Source organism: Haladaptatus sp. CMSO5 (assembly GCF_036689885.1).
GTDB lineage: Archaea > Halobacteriota > Halobacteria > Halobacteriales > Halococcaceae > QDMS2.
Genome location: NZ_JBAHVW010000001.1, coordinates 2,680,879 through 2,696,806 on the forward strand (window position 1 = coordinate 2,680,879; position 15,928 = coordinate 2,696,806).

Annotated in this window: 20 protein-coding genes; 5 read left to right on the forward strand and 15 right to left on the reverse strand. The window is 62.2% G+C overall.

Annotation, left to right across the window (positions count from 1 at the left end):
- Positions 1-65: 65 nt before the first annotated feature.
- Together V5N12_RS14350 and V5N12_RS14355 are read right to left on the reverse strand one after the other, a co-directional pair.
- Complete coding sequence (locus V5N12_RS14350; protein WP_332899855.1) at positions 66-1,724, reverse strand: ABC1 kinase family protein; 1,659 nt, start codon at positions 1,722-1,724, stop codon at positions 66-68.
- Positions 1,725-1,739: 15 nt separating this feature from the next.
- Positions 1,740-2,096 carry an Hsp20/alpha crystallin family protein gene (locus V5N12_RS14355; protein WP_332899856.1) on the reverse strand — a complete coding sequence of 119 codons (357 nt, stop codon included), beginning with the start codon at positions 2,094-2,096 and terminating at the stop codon, positions 1,740-1,742.
- Positions 2,097-2,186: 90 nt separating this feature from the next.
- On the opposite strand from V5N12_RS14355, the gene V5N12_RS14360 reads away from it, so the two are divergent.
- The 3 genes from V5N12_RS14360 to V5N12_RS14370 all read left to right on the forward strand — a co-directional run bounded on the left by V5N12_RS14360 (position 2,187) and on the right by V5N12_RS14370 (position 5,563).
- The gene (locus V5N12_RS14360) at positions 2,187-3,404 is read left to right on the forward strand and encodes a molybdopterin molybdotransferase MoeA (protein ID WP_332899857.1); all 1,218 of its coding nucleotides are present in this window, start codon (positions 2,187-2,189) and stop codon (positions 3,402-3,404) included.
- Positions 3,392-5,284, forward strand: coding sequence for a molybdopterin biosynthesis protein (locus V5N12_RS14365; RefSeq protein ID WP_332899858.1), 1,893 nt, complete (start codon positions 3,392-3,394; stop codon positions 5,282-5,284). Before V5N12_RS14360 ends, V5N12_RS14365 begins: the two co-directional genes overlap by 13 nt.
- Before the next feature lie 66 nt (positions 5,285-5,350).
- Entirely contained in the window at positions 5,351-5,563 is a 213-nt protein-coding gene (locus V5N12_RS14370; RefSeq protein WP_332899859.1) for a hypothetical protein, read from the forward strand.
- On the opposite strand, the gene V5N12_RS14375 is transcribed toward V5N12_RS14370, so the two are convergent.
- The 12 genes from V5N12_RS14375 to V5N12_RS14430 form a co-directional block, all read right to left on the reverse strand.
- Entirely contained in the window at positions 5,560-6,234 is a 675-nt protein-coding gene (locus V5N12_RS14375) for an HAD family hydrolase (RefSeq protein ID WP_332899860.1), read from the reverse strand. The genes V5N12_RS14370 and V5N12_RS14375 overlap by 4 nt on opposite strands.
- 40 nt (positions 6,235-6,274) lie before the next feature.
- Positions 6,275-6,646: an LWR-salt protein gene (gene lwrS / locus V5N12_RS14380; protein WP_332899861.1), complete on the reverse strand. Its 372-nt coding sequence runs from the start codon at positions 6,644-6,646 to the stop codon at positions 6,275-6,277.
- A complete protein-coding gene (locus V5N12_RS14385) occupies positions 6,643-6,918 on the reverse strand; it encodes a 4a-hydroxytetrahydrobiopterin dehydratase (RefSeq protein ID WP_332899862.1) in 276 nt (91 codons plus the stop codon). The genes lwrS and V5N12_RS14385 overlap by 4 nt, the downstream gene beginning before the upstream one ends.
- A gap of 49 nt (positions 6,919-6,967) precedes the next feature.
- A complete protein-coding gene (locus tag V5N12_RS14390) occupies positions 6,968-7,402 on the reverse strand; it encodes a CBS domain-containing protein (protein ID WP_332899863.1) in 435 nt (144 codons plus the stop codon).
- 102 nt (positions 7,403-7,504) lie between these two features.
- Entirely contained in the window at positions 7,505-8,824 is a 1,320-nt protein-coding gene (gene hemA / locus V5N12_RS14395; protein ID WP_332899864.1) for a glutamyl-tRNA reductase, read from the reverse strand.
- Complete coding sequence (locus V5N12_RS14400) at positions 8,817-9,473, reverse strand: precorrin-2 dehydrogenase/sirohydrochlorin ferrochelatase family protein (protein ID WP_332899865.1); 657 nt, start codon at positions 9,471-9,473, stop codon at positions 8,817-8,819. The genes hemA and V5N12_RS14400 overlap by 8 nt, the downstream gene beginning before the upstream one ends.
- A complete protein-coding gene (gene ahbB / locus V5N12_RS14405) occupies positions 9,470-10,525 on the reverse strand; it encodes a siroheme decarboxylase subunit beta (RefSeq protein WP_332899866.1) in 1,056 nt (351 codons plus the stop codon). Before ahbB ends, V5N12_RS14400 begins: the two co-directional genes overlap by 4 nt.
- A gap of 43 nt (positions 10,526-10,568) precedes the next feature.
- Positions 10,569-12,017: a DUF7289 family protein gene (locus tag V5N12_RS14410; protein ID WP_332899867.1), complete on the reverse strand. Its 1,449-nt coding sequence runs from the start codon at positions 12,015-12,017 to the stop codon at positions 10,569-10,571.
- Positions 12,018-12,174: 157 nt separating this feature from the next.
- On the reverse strand, positions 12,175-12,573 hold the full coding sequence (locus V5N12_RS14415) for a DUF5778 family protein (protein WP_332899868.1): 399 nt from the start codon (positions 12,571-12,573) through the stop codon (positions 12,175-12,177).
- Positions 12,574-12,662: 89 nt separating this feature from the next.
- Complete coding sequence (locus V5N12_RS14420) at positions 12,663-12,857, reverse strand: cold-shock protein (RefSeq protein ID WP_332899869.1); 195 nt, start codon at positions 12,855-12,857, stop codon at positions 12,663-12,665.
- A 2-nt stretch (positions 12,858-12,859) separates the two neighbouring features.
- A complete protein-coding gene (locus tag V5N12_RS14425) occupies positions 12,860-13,054 on the reverse strand; it encodes a cold-shock protein (protein ID WP_332899870.1) in 195 nt (64 codons plus the stop codon).
- Between the two features lie 2 nt (positions 13,055-13,056).
- Entirely contained in the window at positions 13,057-13,251 is a 195-nt protein-coding gene (locus V5N12_RS14430; RefSeq protein WP_332899871.1) for a cold-shock protein, read from the reverse strand.
- 130 nt (positions 13,252-13,381) lie between these two features.
- Here V5N12_RS14430 and uppS point away from each other — a divergent pair, with 130 nt between their 5' ends.
- Positions 13,382-14,305 (forward strand): polyprenyl diphosphate synthase, encoded by a 924-nt coding sequence (gene uppS, locus V5N12_RS14435; RefSeq protein ID WP_332899872.1) that lies wholly within the window; start codon positions 13,382-13,384, stop codon positions 14,303-14,305.
- Positions 14,306-14,380: 75 nt separating this feature from the next.
- Positions 14,381-15,268, forward strand: coding sequence for a DMT family transporter (locus V5N12_RS14440; protein ID WP_332899873.1), 888 nt, complete (start codon positions 14,381-14,383; stop codon positions 15,266-15,268).
- A 42-nt stretch (positions 15,269-15,310) separates the two neighbouring features.
- Here the strand turns inward: V5N12_RS14440 and V5N12_RS14445 are convergent, their stop codons facing one another.
- A complete protein-coding gene (locus V5N12_RS14445) occupies positions 15,311-15,919 on the reverse strand; it encodes an undecaprenyl diphosphate synthase family protein (RefSeq protein WP_332899874.1) in 609 nt (202 codons plus the stop codon).
- Between the last annotated feature and the right edge of the window lie 9 nt (positions 15,920-15,928).

Consider the following 15,928-nt stretch of genomic DNA (forward strand, 5'->3'; position numbering starts at 1 on the left):
CGCGAAGCGTCCCGCGGGTGTACGACACACCGCTTCGCGCCCACGACCGTGTCGTCTGTTCGCCCCTATTTGCCCTGGCGCTGGCGAAGGTTCTGTCGCGTAAACTGCGGGGTCGCCCGAATCCCACGACGTTTGCGAAAGGAGAGATAGAGCAACCCAGCGATGGCGAGCGAGAACACGCCCGCCACCGCGCTCGATTCGGGCGTCGCAAACGCGTAGAGCACCGCGGTCGCAATCAGCCCAACCGAGAGCAACATGCCGTAGATAAGCCGCTTTGCGAGGCGCGTGAGGTGACCATCAGAGTCCTCGATATCCGCACGCACGTAGAAGTCATCGCGGTTGACACGGTCGAGCGCGCGTTCGAGCTTCGGTGGCGTACGAAGCCCCGACCACGCCGCCTGTTTCACCTCGTCGCTGCGGTCTTCTAGGAACTGCTTGACCCCCGCCTCGCGGTAGCCCTGCTCGGTGAGATACTGCGTCGCAACCGAGATAAAGTCGAAATCGGGGTCGAGCGTCACGCAGACGCCCTCTACCACCGTCGCCACGCGCAACACGAGCGCAAGATTCGACGGCAGGCGAAGCGGGAACTCGTAGATGGTGTCTTCGACCTGGCTCACGATTTGCTGGACGCGATACTGTTCGATGTTCTCACCGCGTGCATCAGCGATGGCGAGTTCCATCACGTCGCCCATCACCCGGCGGTCTGCATCCGGGCTGAGCGTCCCCATCTCGATGAGCGCGTCGAGGATGCCTTCGATATCTTGGTTCGCAACCGCGATGTAGAACTCGATGATTTTCTGCTGGACGAACTCGTCTACCCGCCCGCTCATCCCGAAGTCGTAGAAGACGATTTTGCCGTCCGGGCGCACCGCGAGATTTCCGGGATGTGGGTCTGCGTGGAACACGCCATCGTCGATAATCATCTGCAGATAGATGCGCTGGAGGGTCTCTGCGAGCACCGAGCGGTCGACGTTCATCGCGTCGATGTCTTCGATATCGTTGATTTTCGTCCCGCTCACGTACTCCATCGTGAGGACGCGCGAATCGGAGTGCGATTCGATGACGCGAGGAATCACGATTCGGTCTTCGTCTGCGAAATTCGCGCGAATCTCCGTGAGCATCTGCCCCTCGCGGCGGTAGTCCATCTCCTCGCGAATAGTTCTCGCAAATTCGTCTGCAAGGTTTTCGAGCGAGAACGCCCGCGCCGTGCCGGTAAACCGCATCAGCACCGGCAGACTCCAGCGGATGACCCGCAGGTCGGCTTCGACGAGGTCTTCGATGTTGGGTCGGCGCACCTTGACGGCGACGGCTTGGCCGTTGAGTTCGGCGTAGTACACCTGTCCGAGGCTCGCGCCGCTGATGGCGTCTGTCTCGAAGGTATCGAACTCCGCGTCTATTGGGCCGAGTTCGGTTTCGATGACCTGTTTGGCCTCCGGCCACGGCGCTGGCGGGACGCTGTCTTGGAGTTTGGTGAACTCGTGTATGTACTCCGGTGGGAGAATATCCGGGCGCGTAGAGAGCAACTGGCCCAGCTTGATGAACGTCGGCCCGAGTGTCAGCATCGCATCGAGGAGCGCCTGTGCTCGCTGGCGGCGAATCTCCGGGGTGACGGTTCTACGCCCACCGAACAGCAAGAACCGGCGTCGGTCACGCGCGTATGCGAGGAGCAGCGGTAAAAACTGTCTGGCGACGGTGAAAAACCGTCGGTACGGACGAAGGTTCACTGACTTTGGAACCCCCTATTCGTCACTGATGGGAATGCTCGTCCCGGGAGCGGCACGCCATTTCGGGAGGGTGATTTCGAGCACGCCGCGCGACACAGACCCCTCCGCTTCCGTCCCGGTCACCTTCGGCGGGAGCGGCAGGTCTACGTCGAGGAACATAGAGCGATCTTCCCGAAGATACCGGTATTCGGTCGGGAGGTCCTTCTCTCGGCGCGCCTCGATGTGGAGTCGTCCGTTCTCAACACGCACATCCACGGTGTCTTTCGTGACGCCGGGGAAGTCAATCACGAGGAGGTACGAGTCGTCGTTTTCGAGGAGGTCTGCGAACACTGCGTCTGGAAGGTCTCGCAGAGCATCGCGCAGCGCTGACATACCCATGGCTATGGACGCAGGAGCGAAAAAGCCCCCGGTAGCGGGAATTCGCCCGGGTGCTTTTTGTCGGCCGCGACGTAGGGGCCAGCCATGAGCGACCTCCTCCGAGACGCCGGGTTCAAAGAGCTCACCCGCGTCTCCACCGCCCGCACCCGCCTCCGGGACGTAACCACACGACACGAGCGGACTGTCCGCCGTTCGCTCGTCGAGGCAGACGGCTGTGTGCTGGCCGAAGCCGTGACGAGCGGGCAAAACGTGCCTCACTACGACCGCGCGGCGATGGACGGCTTTGCGGTCAGAGCTGAAGACACGTTCGGCGCCTCAAGCAGAGCGCCGAACCTCCTACGCGTGGCCTCAGACGAAGTCGCGCCCGGCGACGCCGTCCGGGTGCACACCGGGAGCGAAATCCCGCCCGGCGCGGACGCCGTCGTAATGGTCGAACACGCAGAGCTGGTTGGCGACGACCTCGAAGTGTTCGACGCCGTGGCAGAAGGCGAGAACGTCGCTCCCGAAGGCGAGGACGTCGAGGAGGGCCAACAACTCTACGAAGCGGGCCACCGACTGCGCCCCTCCGACCTCGGCCTGCTCAAATCGACCGGCGTGCGCGAGGTCACGGTGTACGAACTGCCGCGCGTGGCCGTCATCCCGACCGGCGAAGAACTTGTGGAGGAAAACCCCGAACCCGGCGAGGTCATCGAGACAAACGGGCTGACGATTTCGAGACTGGTCGAACGCTGGGGTGGCGATGCGAGCTACCACGACATCGTGACCGACGACGAGACAAGCCTCCGCGAAGCGGTCGACAATAATCTCGATTCGGACATCATCGTCACGACCGGCGGTTCGTCAGTCGGGGAGCGCGACCTGATTCCAGAAGTCATCGCAGAAATCGGTGAGGTGGTCGTCCACGGCGTCGCGCTCAAGCCCGGCCACCCGGTCGCCCTTGGCGTCGTTGCTGACACCCCAATTATCATGCTGCCGGGCTATCCCGTCGCGTGCATCATCAACGCCGTCCAGTTCCTCCGCCCGGCGCTCAAGTGGGCTGGCGGGCTGCCACTCGATTCGTTCCCGACGGTCGAAGCCCGCCTCGGGAGAAAGATACACAGCGACGTGGGCGACCGAACCTTCGTCCGCGTACGCCTCAGCGAGGAAGACGGCGAGCGCGTGGCCACCCCGACGCGGGCGAGTGGCTCCGGCGTGTTGTCGAGCGTCGCGCTCGCAGACGGCTGGGTCGAAGTGCCAGAATCGAGTGAGGGGATTGCGAGCGGGGACACCGTCGCGGTACAGAACTGGGAGTGGCTCGCGTGAGCAGAAAAGAGTTCCACGACCTCGCCACGCCGAACGAGGCCCACGACGCGATTGCGTCGCTGGAACTTGGCGGGCGCACAGAAACCGTGTCGCTCGCAGCGTCTCGCGGTCGGGTGCTCGCAGAGCGCATCGACGCCCACCTCGACGTGCCCGGTTTCGACCGCGCGAGTATGGACGGCTACGCGGTGAAGGCGCGCGACACCTTCGGCGCGGACGAAGCGAATCCGGCGGTGTTGTCGCTCGTCGGTGAAGTGCACGCAGGCACAGAACCAGCCGTCTCGGTTGGCGAAGGTGAGTGCGTCGAAATCTCGACCGGCGCGGTGATGCCACCCGGTGCGGATGCCGTAGTCATGGTCGAGCGCACCGACGAACGCGACGGCGAAATCGCGTTTCGAACCGCCGTCGCGCCCGCTGACAGCGTGATGCTCGCAGGAGCAGACATCGCGGCCGGAGAGCGCGCCCTCGGCCCCGGAACCCGCATCACGCCCCGCGAAATTGGTCTGCTGTCGGCACTCGGGATAGATGAGGTTCCCGTCCGGGCAAAGCCGCGCGTCGGCATAGTCTCGACCGGCAACGAACTCGTCCGACCGGGCGAGTCGCTCAACAGCGCCGCCGGGCAGATTTTCGACGTGAACAGCACCACCATCGCCGCGGGCGTCGAGGACGCGGGCGGCGAAGCCGTGTTGTACCCCCACGCGGGCGACGACTACGACGAGATGGAGCGATTGTTGACGAAGGCGGCGAACGAGTGCGACCTCGTCCTCTCCTCTGGTTCCACGAGCGCCTCGGCGGTGGACGTCATCTATCGCGTCATCGAAGACCAGGGCGAACTGCTGCTTCACGGCGTGGCCGTAAAGCCGGGCAAACCCATGCTCATCGGCCGCCTCGAACACTCTGCGTACATCGGGCTGCCGGGGTACCCGGTGTCTGCACTCACCATCTTCCAAGCCTTTGTCGCACCCGCCATCCGCGCGGCGGCAGGGCTTCCCGAACCCGCGGCGGCGACTGTTTCTGGAAAAATGGCCGTCCGCGAGCGCTACGCCGAAGGCCGGATGCGACTCATGCCCGTCGGCTTGGTCGAAGACGGCGCGGGCGACCTGCTCGTCTACCCGGTGGACAAAGGAAGCGGCGCGACGACGAGCCTCGTCGAAGCAGACGGCGTTGTTGAAGTACACCCCGACACCTCGTTTCTCGACATGGGTGAATCCGTGTCGGTGTCGCTGTTCTCGCCGGACATCGTCCCGCCGACCGTATTCGGTGTGGGCGAAGACGACCCCGCACTTTCTCGGATACTCGACCATGTGACACGACCGCGCTATCTCTCGATGGGGAGCCGTGAAGGCCTCAGACGGCTCCGCAACGGCATCGCCGATGTTGCGGTAACGTCGATGAGTGGCGAACCGGAGTTCGACGGCGTCTCGCTCGGGTCGTGGACGCGCGAGTGGGGGCTCGTCGTTCCGGCGGGGAATCCGAACGAAGTGACCGGGCTTGCAGACCTCGTCGACCGCGACCTCCGGTTCAGCAACCGCTCGACGGCATCCGGGCTCAGAACGTCGCTCACGGAGGCGCTGTCGGCGCTCGCAGCCGACCGCGGCCAGACGCGCCACGACCTCGTAGCGGCGATTGTGGGCTTCGACCACACCGTGAAAGCCCACGAGAGTCCGGCACGGAAGGTTGCGACCGGTAGTGCAGATGTCGGCCTCGGCCTTCGGGTCACCGCCGAGAAACTGGAACTTGGCTTCGTCTCGCTCGGAACGGAGACGGTCAACGTGTACGGAAATCCTGACCGTGTGGAAAAACCGGGTGTTCGCGCGCTATCTGAAGCGATTGCGGCGGCGGATGACGTTTTCGCCGCGTTGTCCGGCTACGACCGGCCCTAACCGGCCGCCGAAGTTTATAACCAGTCGTGCGACGTTATACCATACGCCGGATTCCGGTGGTGGCACATGAGCTGCGCGCATCCACTTGAGGCGGAATACCTGTACCCCTCAGACACAGAAGTGTTAGGCATCGAACATCGAAACGGTGACGTCGTCGTCGTACTGGCACTCCCGTGTCCAGAGTGCGGTCACGACCTGCGTGTCAATTCGACGGTCACAACGGTCGAAGAAACCGTGATGGGGGCGCGACTCGAAGACCCACAAGACACCTACGACTAATCTTCTGCGGGCGGCTGTTTCGAACGATTCAGTGTGCTGTTTTTCCACAACTCCTCGAACGACGTGATGCGATAATCCCCGAGAACGCACTCACCGCGCCGGTGTGGGTCGTGGCGTTCGACGTGAATCCCGTCAAGCCCAGCGTTCCACGCCGCGCCGATGTCGTTCGAGCCGTCGCCGGCGAGCACGCCGTGTGCGTCAGGTGACACACCGAGTTCGCGCATCGCGAACGACACGGGGCCGGGGTCTGGCTTCCACCCTAAATCATCGCTACAGCAAACGATGGTGTCGAACCAGTCACCGATGTCGAGATGCGCGAGCACCGGGTGGGCGAGAAACGGCTGACAGTGCGTGACGAGGCCAACCGGCGTCGAAAGGTCTGCGACGAAGGTGGCATCGTCGTGGAGATACGTCGCCTCGGCGCGAGCCGTCGGGTCTTCGACCGCATGAAACGCCGGCCAGAACGCCGCCGGGTCGATGCCCCACTCGGTGAGTTTGTCCTCGCGCTTCCCGCCGAGGCCGTGCCAGAGGATTTCTGCTTCTCGGTCTGAGAACTGCCGGCCGAGGCGGTCGCCAACCCGGTCGAACACCTCGCGGGTGTAGCGCCACTCCACGTCGATGAGCGTGCCGTCTAAATCAAACAGCCAAAAGTCGTAGTCAGCGACGACCATTCACGGAACCTACGACACGGGCCGATAAGTCCTTTTCCGCTTACGTAACCTGAATCGAACTGCCGAGATACTTAGAGACCACTTCGTCCACCGAATCCGCGTTGAACAGGTCGAGATGGCCGTGAATCTCGTCTTTCAGCGCGTCGAGATACGCAGTCGAGGTCTGGAGACCTTTGAACTCGACGCCGACGACGCGCAGCGAAAATGCGTCTTCAAGGTCGCGTGTGAACGCGGTTGCGTCGTTCAGGTTGCCACGCCAGAGGTAGTCTCTGAAGAACAACCAGCCGTCTTCACCCGGTTGTGCTGCATCCTTGTAGAGCTTGACCGACATCTCCGCGGGTGATAGCGTGAGGTCATCACGGGCGCTCTCTGGGCGAACGCGAATCTCGAACACGTAGCGTGCGTGGCTCACTGCTCGTCGTTGAACCGCCCCGCGAGGTGCGTATCCTTCTCGGTGATGCCGCCTTCTTCGTGGCTCGTGAGCCGCACTTCGACCTGCTTGTAGCCGATGGTGATTTCCGGATGATGGAACTCATCATCGGCGATTTCTGCGATGTTCGTGACGAACTCGACGCCATCTAAGTAGTCGTCGAACTCGTAGGTGCGCGTAATCTCGTCGCCGTCTCGCTCCCACCCACTCGGGAGTCGGGAGGCGATTTCGTCTTCGGAGAGCAGGTCTGCCATACCCTAACCACTCGCTCGATTGAAATAACCGTTTTTGCTAGTGGTGTGCCTACGGAAGCGCGTATGGCGGCGACTCAGACCGAATAACCTCTGAGAGGTCGTGGAGCTCGTCTTCGAGTAAGACGATAATGTCATCGAGTGTCAGAATGCCTGCAAGCTCTCCGTTGTCCATAACGGGCACCCGTCGCACCCCGCTCTCGCGCATCGTCCGGCAGACGTCGAAGACACCGGCGTCGGCATTCACGGTGATGGTGTTGCCGTTCATCACGTCCACGGCGGTCAGGTCACGTGGGTTCTTGCCCGCGGCGACGATTTTCATCGCCAAATCGCGGTCGGTGACGATGCCGATTGGTTTCCCGCGCTCTTCGATGACGACACTCCCGACGGTTCGCTCTCGCATCATCGTCGCGAGTTCTGTTACCGGCGTCTCCTTCGTCGCAGAGACGAGTTCCTCTCGTGGCCGCGCAATATCTCTGATTGTCATACCATTCCTCTCCGGTCGCCGCGTCGTGCGGCCGAACGGTCGGAGAAACGTACGCTTTCGCTGGAGAAATAGCTAATTCACCACCGGGCGATAGTCGGAAAATCAGTCGTCTTCGGCGCTCGTCGCGGCGGAATCAGGGCGGTCAGGCTCGGACATCGCTTTGACGAACGCCGGTGGCTCTGCGCCGAACTCGGGATTGAACAGCTGGAGTGCCGTGTTGATGGTCGTCCAGTCGTCCTCTTCTGCGGCGTCGCGCAGGCTTTTGGTCGGCGCGGCGAGCAACTGGCCGACCAGCGAGTTGGCGAGCGATTCGACGACCTCGCGCTGTTCGTCAGTCAGGTCGCCGGTTGCCTCAAGTTGGGAGAACGCCGTTTGCAACTCGCGGGTCTTCAGGTGGTCTGCGCTCTCGTACATCGCCGCAATCACGCGGTCTGCCCGTTTTCGCTTGTACTGGGCGAGTAAGTGGTCGAACTCGCGGTCGATCATCTCAGAGACGCGCTGGGCGGCGGCTTTGCGCTGTTCGTGGGCCTCGTCGGTGACCGATTCGAGCCGGTCTAAGTCGAAGATGGTGATGCCCGGAAGCGACGACGCAGAAAGGTCGACGTCACGGGGTTGGGCAAGGTCGATGATGAGCGTCTCCGCTGCCTTCGAGAGCGTCTTCTCAGAGAGCACCGGTTCCGGGCTACCGGTCGCGGTGATGATGAGCGATACGTCTGCGACGACGGCGGGAACGTCATCGAGTGAGATGGCCGTCGCCTCGGTTTCGAGCACCTCTGCGATGGCTTCTGCTCGGGGGACGGTTCGGTTCGCAACGTAGAGCGTCGAAACGGTGTCTGCGAGTGACGTGGCCGCGAGCGACCCCATCTCGCCCGCGCCGATGACGAGGGCGGTGGCGTCTTCGAGGTCGCATTCGCGGGCGGCGAGGGACGTAGCCGCGCTCGCAAGCGAGACGGTTCCTTCGTTGATTTCCGTCTCCGTGCGGGCGCGCTCGCCGACGTGGATGGCCTTGGCGATGCCATCGTCGAGCAGGCGGCCGAGGCCGCCAACGCCGCTCGCGTCGAGATAGGCGGTGCGCAACTGGCCGAGAATCTGGTCTTCACCGATGACGAGCGACTCTAAGCCCGCTGCCACGCGCATGAGGTGGCGCAGGCTGTCTTCGTGGGTGAGCGAGACGACGGCGTCCTCAGGAACGGCTTCGACGTAGTCTGCGAGGATGCGGCCGCCGAGTTCGGGCGTGGCCGTGACGACGTACGCCTCTGCGCGATTGCACGTCTGGAGGACGAACGCCTCTTTGACGCCCTCCTCCGCGAGCAGCGACTCAACGCCGGTTCGCTGGTCGTCTGCACACGCCGCTTCAATCGTCTCTACGCACGCGTTTTTGTGCGACACGCTCACGCCCGAGATGACGCCTGCCTCACGCATCAAAATCACCGCCAACGACTGTTTCGTCTATCACGCTCTGTGCCTCGTTGCGCGCTTTTGCTTTCCCAGTACCTAAAGCCTTCCAAACGCGGTCAGATTTGACCACCGCGCGGATGGCCTCGCGGCGTGCCTCGGGGGCGACGGCCGCAGACTGGAGTTCGAGCCTGAGTTCGCCCGTCAGTTCTGCCATCGCACCGGCACCCGCGATGTCGGCTTCGATGCGCTGTCTGAGCAGTTTCGAGAGCGCCGGACTCGCCCCGCCGGTGGAAATCGCCACCGTCACGGGGTCGTCGTGGACGGTCGCGGGCACGACGACGCTGCCCGCCGCGCGTTCGCCCGACTGGTCGGTGCGATTGACGAGCGTCTGGCGTTCTCCGGCCGCCGCCGCGATGGCTTCGTTCAACGCGGGTTCGTCCGTCGCGGCGACGACGAGCACCGGTTCGACGCGGTCTAGCCACTCGCCAACGTCGGGAATCGACGGCGCGGCACGAATCCGCGCGGCTCCGCCAAACGAATCATCGGAAAATTCCGGGCTGACCACGACCACGTCCGCCTCGCGGGCGAAGCGTCGAGCCTTGCGCGCGCCGACGGAGCCGCCGCCAAACACGAGGACCGTCTCGCCGCTGAAGTCATGGAACAGGGGTATCATTCGGTGTTTGCGGTTGCGCGTTCGGTGATACGGATGCCCGTCTTCTTCAAGATGCGCGAAGAGAACAGCGTATCCCAGTCGTCGTCGCCAACGTCCCAGAACTCGCTCATGCGTTCTTTGACGAGGCCGATGTGTTTCTGGCTCTCTTCTTCGGTGCGGCCGTGGGTCATGGCGAAGAAGTTGTACGGCCAGACACCCTCGTGGCGGGGGCGTTCGTAGCAGTGGGTCACGAAGTCGAGGCTCGCAATCGCGGGGCCAACCTCTGTGAGTAGTTCGTCGGGGACGTTCCAGACGGTCATGCCGTTTTCCGTGTAGCCGAGTTTGTAGTGGTTCGGGATGACGCCGACGCGCCGGATTTTGCCCTCTTGGTTGAATCGCTTGATGGTCGAGACGACCCACTCGGTGTCTTGGCCAATGGCCGCCGCCACGTCCGCATACGGCGTCGCAGTGATGGGGAGGCCGCCTTGAATCTCGACCACGAGGTCGCGCTCTGCGGGCGTGAGCGTGGTGCGGGCTGTGGGCGTCACATCCGGGCCGAGGTGCGAGAGGTCTACGTCACCCTCGGAGAGTGGCCCGGAGAGCAGGAACTTGGCTTCGACGCGGAACTCCTGTTGTTTCGGGAGGTTGTACGTTTGCTGGCCGGTTTTTGCCTCGATTTCTGCGAGCACTTCCTCGACGCGGGCGGCGTCGCCAACGGAGACGACGAACCACATGTTGAGATGCGGGTGTTCGCGCTCGTAATTGTGCGCGACTTCCCGAAAGGAGTTGACCTGTTCTGCGACCTCGTCGTAGCGCTCTGGCGGGGCGTGCATGGCGACGAGCGTTGCGGTTCCGCCGATGGCTTCGGCGTTGATGAGCGCCCCAAAGCGCGTGAGGACGCCGCGCTCGTCGAGCGATTGAATGCGTGAGAGAAGGTCGACAGCGGAGATGTCAATACCGCGCTCGCGGAGTGCCGCGGCGGCGGGTTCAAACGGCCGTTCGGTAACGGGAAACCCGCCCTGGAAGGCGTTGACGATGGCGCGGTCAGTCGGGCCGAGGTCCGCCTCTGTCATGCCTGCCATTCAGCAGGCGGCAGGCATAAGCACCTCGCTTGGGTCAGCGTAGCTCGACGTCGACTGTGTTCTCCGTGATGTGGAGGAAGTAGAGCGTGTAGCTGCGCTGGTCGTAGTGGATGGTGCCCTCAGAGATGCTTTCGTTGATGGTTTGCGCACTCTTATCAACGACCGTGAGGTCGATGTCTGGGCCAACCTCACCGAGATAGTTGCTCAACACCAAGCCGAGTTCGGTGTCTTGCCCTTCGTTGAAGGCGTCGCTCGCAGCGCGGCGGTCTGCGTCGAGGCTCACGCCGCTTGCGCCACCGACGACGTCGTTGCTGCTGATAGACGAGTAGTCCATCGTGACGTCCATCGAGTTGAGATCGGCGTACAGGTACGATTCGTCCGCTACGCCGTCGTTGTCGGCGTCGTAGCACGAGGTTTTGAACGCCTCGTCGATCTGCCAGCCCTCGTAGGTAGAGCCGTTTTCGTAGTAGATGGTTATCCCAACCCACTTCTTATCGCAGGCTTCCCCGTCGTCGGGCGCGTTGCCGGTGCTTCTGAGGTGAATCTCGAACTCCTCATCGACTTGCTTCGAGACGAACGACCACTTCAGGTTGTTGTACCACGCGCTGTCGCTGTCGTCTGGGTACATCGTGACCGTGAACTCAGAGAGCGGGTGGTCTTCATCCACCGCCCGGAGGTGGAGCGAATCACCCTCTTCAGGCATCCGGAACCAGCCCATGTCGTACGGAACCGTCAGGTCGAGCGTTACGGTCTGGGTCGCCGCATCGACCGTCACCGTCCCCTCCGTGCGGGTTTCGAAGTACTGCGCCCAGCCTTCGTAGTAGCGCGACTGGACGACGATCGTCATCGACCCCTCTGCACCGGGGTTCGACCACGGCTCACCGTTCGCGAGCGTCCGGCTCGCGTCGGGGAACACCGTTTGACCGGTCGCCCCGCGCGTGGCTTGGATCTGTGCATTGTCACCGGATACCGATCCGTCACCCGTCACCCGGATGACCGGAACGGTGAGCGTTGCCTCGCGGTAGTGGAACTCGGGCGCAGAAATCATGCGCGCCTGGCCACTCTCATCGAGCCGCCAGATACCGCCGCCTTGATAGGCGATTTCGGTGTCACCCTGTCTGTAGACGAGCGCGCCGAGTTTGTTGTTGTACAGCACAGTGTCGTGGCCGTCTAAGTCGGTGTGAATAATCACCATCGAGCCTTCGTCTTCGTCGACGAACAGCTCTCCCTCGCCGGTGTTGCCAAAGGCGACCGTCTGGAGGTCAGATTCTCCGAGCGTGACCGCGCTTGCTCGCATATCGAACACCCCCATTGCGGTCTCCGCTTTGCTCACTTCCGCCGTGGCTTGAACACTTGCAATCCCGCCAGATGCGGTAATCACCATGAAGCTGACCATCGCAATGGACAGCACCGTGACGAGCAAGAATCCAAGTAGCTCCGACTGCGCCCGCTGTTGGGCCCCCATTCCCCCCTTCGTTCCCATGTAAGTTCCCCGGACATACCTATGCGTGAGATGGTCATTGTTACAAGCGTATTTCCGCTGACTGTTCAGGCGTTAATCGACTCCTACCCGAAGTGAGGAAGACAGCGCAGGCTCTCGGTTTCAGTGCCTAACAGCGAAATAGTCGCGTCGTGGGTGGTTAGCCGAGCACGCCCGTGACCTCGAAGCCGAGGTCGCGGATGTCGTCGAGGATTGCCTCGTGGTTATGCGCCGCCTCGTAGTAGATGACGATGTGGAAGGTGCCCTTCCGAAGCAGTTGTTGGCACTCCCAGACGAACTCGTCTTCTTCGATGGTCAACCCTTGGTGTTGGTTCGAGGAAAACTTCGGGTTATCGTTGCCCGAATAGACGTAGGTGTCGCCTGCAAGGCCCGCGTGGGTGGCGATGATGTCACCGACATCGAGCGTGGCTTGGTGCATCTCGATGTCTTGGTCGCTCGTGAGGCCGGTGTGGACGATTGCCCCGTTTAACTCGATATCACCCGGCTCTAACAGCGCCTTCGTTCGCTTGTATAAGTCCTCGTCAAGCACGTCGCTCATACCCCGCAGTCAGCACTGGGGGGGTTTACACGTCACGGTCGCCACTCGGCGGGTGTGAAAATGTGAAAATATTTCGTTCGAAAGCCGCCTTACAGCCGCTTTACGTTCTTCGCACGAGGGCCTTTGTCGGCCTGCTCGATGTCGAATTCGACTTCCTGCCCTTCTTCGAGGTCTGGGCCGCCGACGTCTTCCATGTGGAAGAACACGTCGTCGTCGGAGTCTTCGGTCTTGATAAAGCCGTAACCGCCAGTGTCGTTGAAGAAGTCAACCGTGCCTTTCGCCATGGTTAGAGTCTCTCCAAGTTCTTTGCGCGTGGGCCTTTGTCAGCCTGCTCAATATCGAACTCCACTTCCTGTCCTTCCTCAAGGTCAGGACCGCCGACGTCTTCCATGTGGAAGAATACGTCGTCGTCTGCGTCGTCCGTTTTAATGAAACCGTAGCCGCCAGTATCGTTGAAGAAATCAACCGTACCTTTCGCCATGATTAGAGCCGCTCCAGATTCTTTGCGCGGGGACCTTTATCTGCCTGCTCGATGTCGAATTCGACTTCCTGCCCTTCCTCTAAGTCCGGGCCACCGACGTCTTCCATGTGGAAGAATACGTCCTCATCAGAGTCGTCTGACTTGATGAAGCCGTAGCCGCCGGTATCGTTGAAAAAGTCAACCGTACCTTTTGCCATTGCAACCGTTGTGAGTAGTCCCACACATAAATACCTGCGCACCTGTTTTCGACTGTCCATCGTGACTGTCAGCACGTTCGACTGGTTAGGTCACAAGACTCATAGAGTCAGAGCAAGACCACTCAGGTGAATGCGCACGTGGGTTCGGTCGCAACTCAGACGGACGTACGAGCGACTGCTTGAACGCGAGATTTCGGGCGTGCCAACGCACGTCGCCGTGATTCAAGACGGGAATCGTCGCTACGCAGACGCGAACGGCGACGAGACGACCGACGGCCACCGACAGGGCGCAAAAACCACCGAGAACCTGCTGTTTTGGTGTGACGACCTCGGCATCGAGGAACTCACCCTCTATGCCTTTTCGACCGAGAATTTCAACCGCCCCGAAGAGGAGCGTGAAGCCCTCTTCGACCTCATCTGTGAGAAACTCACCGAGTTCGCAGACGCAGACCGCATCCACGAAAACGAAGTGCGAATCCGCGCGATTGGGCAACTCGACATGCTGCCCCCACGCGTCCAAGAGACCATCAACTACGCTCACGAGCGAACCAAGGACTACGACCGGCTTCGGTTGAACATCGCGCTCGCCTACGGCGGGCGGGCAGAACTCCTCGAAGCCAGCCGCGACGTGGCACGCGCGGTCCAAGCCGGTAGCCTTTCGCCCGAGGACATCACGGTCGAAACCCTCGAAGAACGCATCTACGACGGCCCCGCCCGCGACGTAGACCTCATCATCCGCACCGGGGGCGACGAGCGCACGAGCAACTTCCTGCCGTGGCACGCAAACGGCAACGAGGCTGCCGTGTTCTTCTGTACGCCCTACTGGCCGGAGTTTTCGAAAATCGACTTCCTGCGCTCGATTCGTACCTACGAAGCCCGCGAAGCCAGTTGGCGGCGCACCCGCGCCCAGCGCGCCGTCGCGCTCGTCAAATCCTTCGGCGGGACGGAACTCGACGAAGCAAAGCGCATCATCACGCGCTTCCGTGACCACCTCCCGAGCGGCGAGCTAGAGGGTGTCGAAGCAGACGACCTGCGCGAGACACAGGTCGAGTAATTCCCCGCAACCGAGAGCAATAATTATCCGGCGACCATCAGCGCACTCGTGAACCACCGTTTTCGTGCGATCGGCATGTTCGCAACCCTCGCGCTCTGTTGGGGCTTTTCGTTTCTGGCAATCGCCGTCGGCCTCGAATCGCTCGAACCTGTGCTGTTCGCGGCGTTTCGCTACGACACGGCGGCCATCTTGTTGCTCGCCTACGCCCTCATTTCGCGGGCGACGTGGCGACCGACCAGCCGCGCGAATCTGAGTGCCGTCCTCGCAGGCGGGCTGTTTCTCGTCGCCGCGAATGGGATGTTGTTCATTGGCCAGCAGACGGTGCCAAGCGGCGTCGCCGCCATCATGCAGAGTCTCATCCCTATCCTGACCTCGCTCTGGGCGTTTGGCTTGCTCCCCGAAGAGCGCGTCTCGGCCGTCGGCGCGGTTGGCATCCTCCTCGGCTTTGTCGGCGTTGGCCTCATCATCCGTCCCGACCCCGGAAACCTGCTTGGCTCCTCAGTCGTTGGCCGACTCATGATTCTCATCCAAGTGTCGGGCGTCGCCCTCGGTGGCGTCCTGATTCAGCGCGCGAATCCAACGCTCGATAAATCCGCCCTCTCGGGCTGGTCGATGCTCATCGGCGGCGTCATCCTCCACGCGATGAGCACCGCCATTGGCGAACCGTTTTCGCTCCCCACGACGCTCGAAGCGGCCGCCGCCGTCGCGTATCTCGGCGTCATCGCAACCGCGCTTGCCTTCATCATCTACTTCACGCTCCTCGAAGTGCGCGGCGCGCTCGAAGCCTCACTCGTGACCTATCTGGTGCCCATCGTCGCCACGATTACCGGTGTCGTCGTCCTTCACGAAACGCTCACCGCGCTCACGGTCCTCGGTTTTCTCGTCGTGTTTGCGGGGTTCATCGTCCTGAAACGTGAGGCAATCGCCGAGCTGGTGGGCGAGATACGGGGTGCGGTGGCGTAATTCGTCTCCTTGTTGCTCACAGGGTTCGCAACAACGTTCGCCCTAGCGGCCGAATCTCCGCTGGCGGTTCTGATAATCCAACACCGCGCGCAGGTAGTCGCGCCGCCGGAAGTCTCGCCAGTTCACGTCCGTGAAGTAGAGTTCAGAGTAGACTGACTGCCAAATCATGAAATCAGAGAGGCGCTCTGCGCCGGTTTTGATGACGAGGTCGGGGTCGGTCGGGAACACGAGGTGGTCTTCGATGACCGCCTCGTCGATATCGTCCGGAGAGAGGGCCCCCTCAGCGACGCTCTCTGCGGTGGCCTGAACTGCCTTTGCGAACTCGTGTTTCCCGCCTAGCCCGATGCTCACCTGTACCGGTGTGTCTGCGCGCTCGGTGTCGTCGCGGCCTCTGACAGCGAGCGGGCGCGGACTCTGGAGTTGGGAAAAGGCACGCTGGAGCGCCGGCACCGCGGCGGGGTCTAGGACGCTGATGTACACCATGATTCGCTCTGCACCGAGTTCGAACGCCCACCCGAGGAAGGATTCGAGCGTCCGGTAGGCCCCGCGCTCTAAGAGGTCGCGCTCCGTGAGGACGACCGCTACCCGTTCGGGGACGGGCGCGTCGTGACGGCGGATTCGCATGGCGAGGTAGCGGTCGTACAGACCCATTGTCCGCAC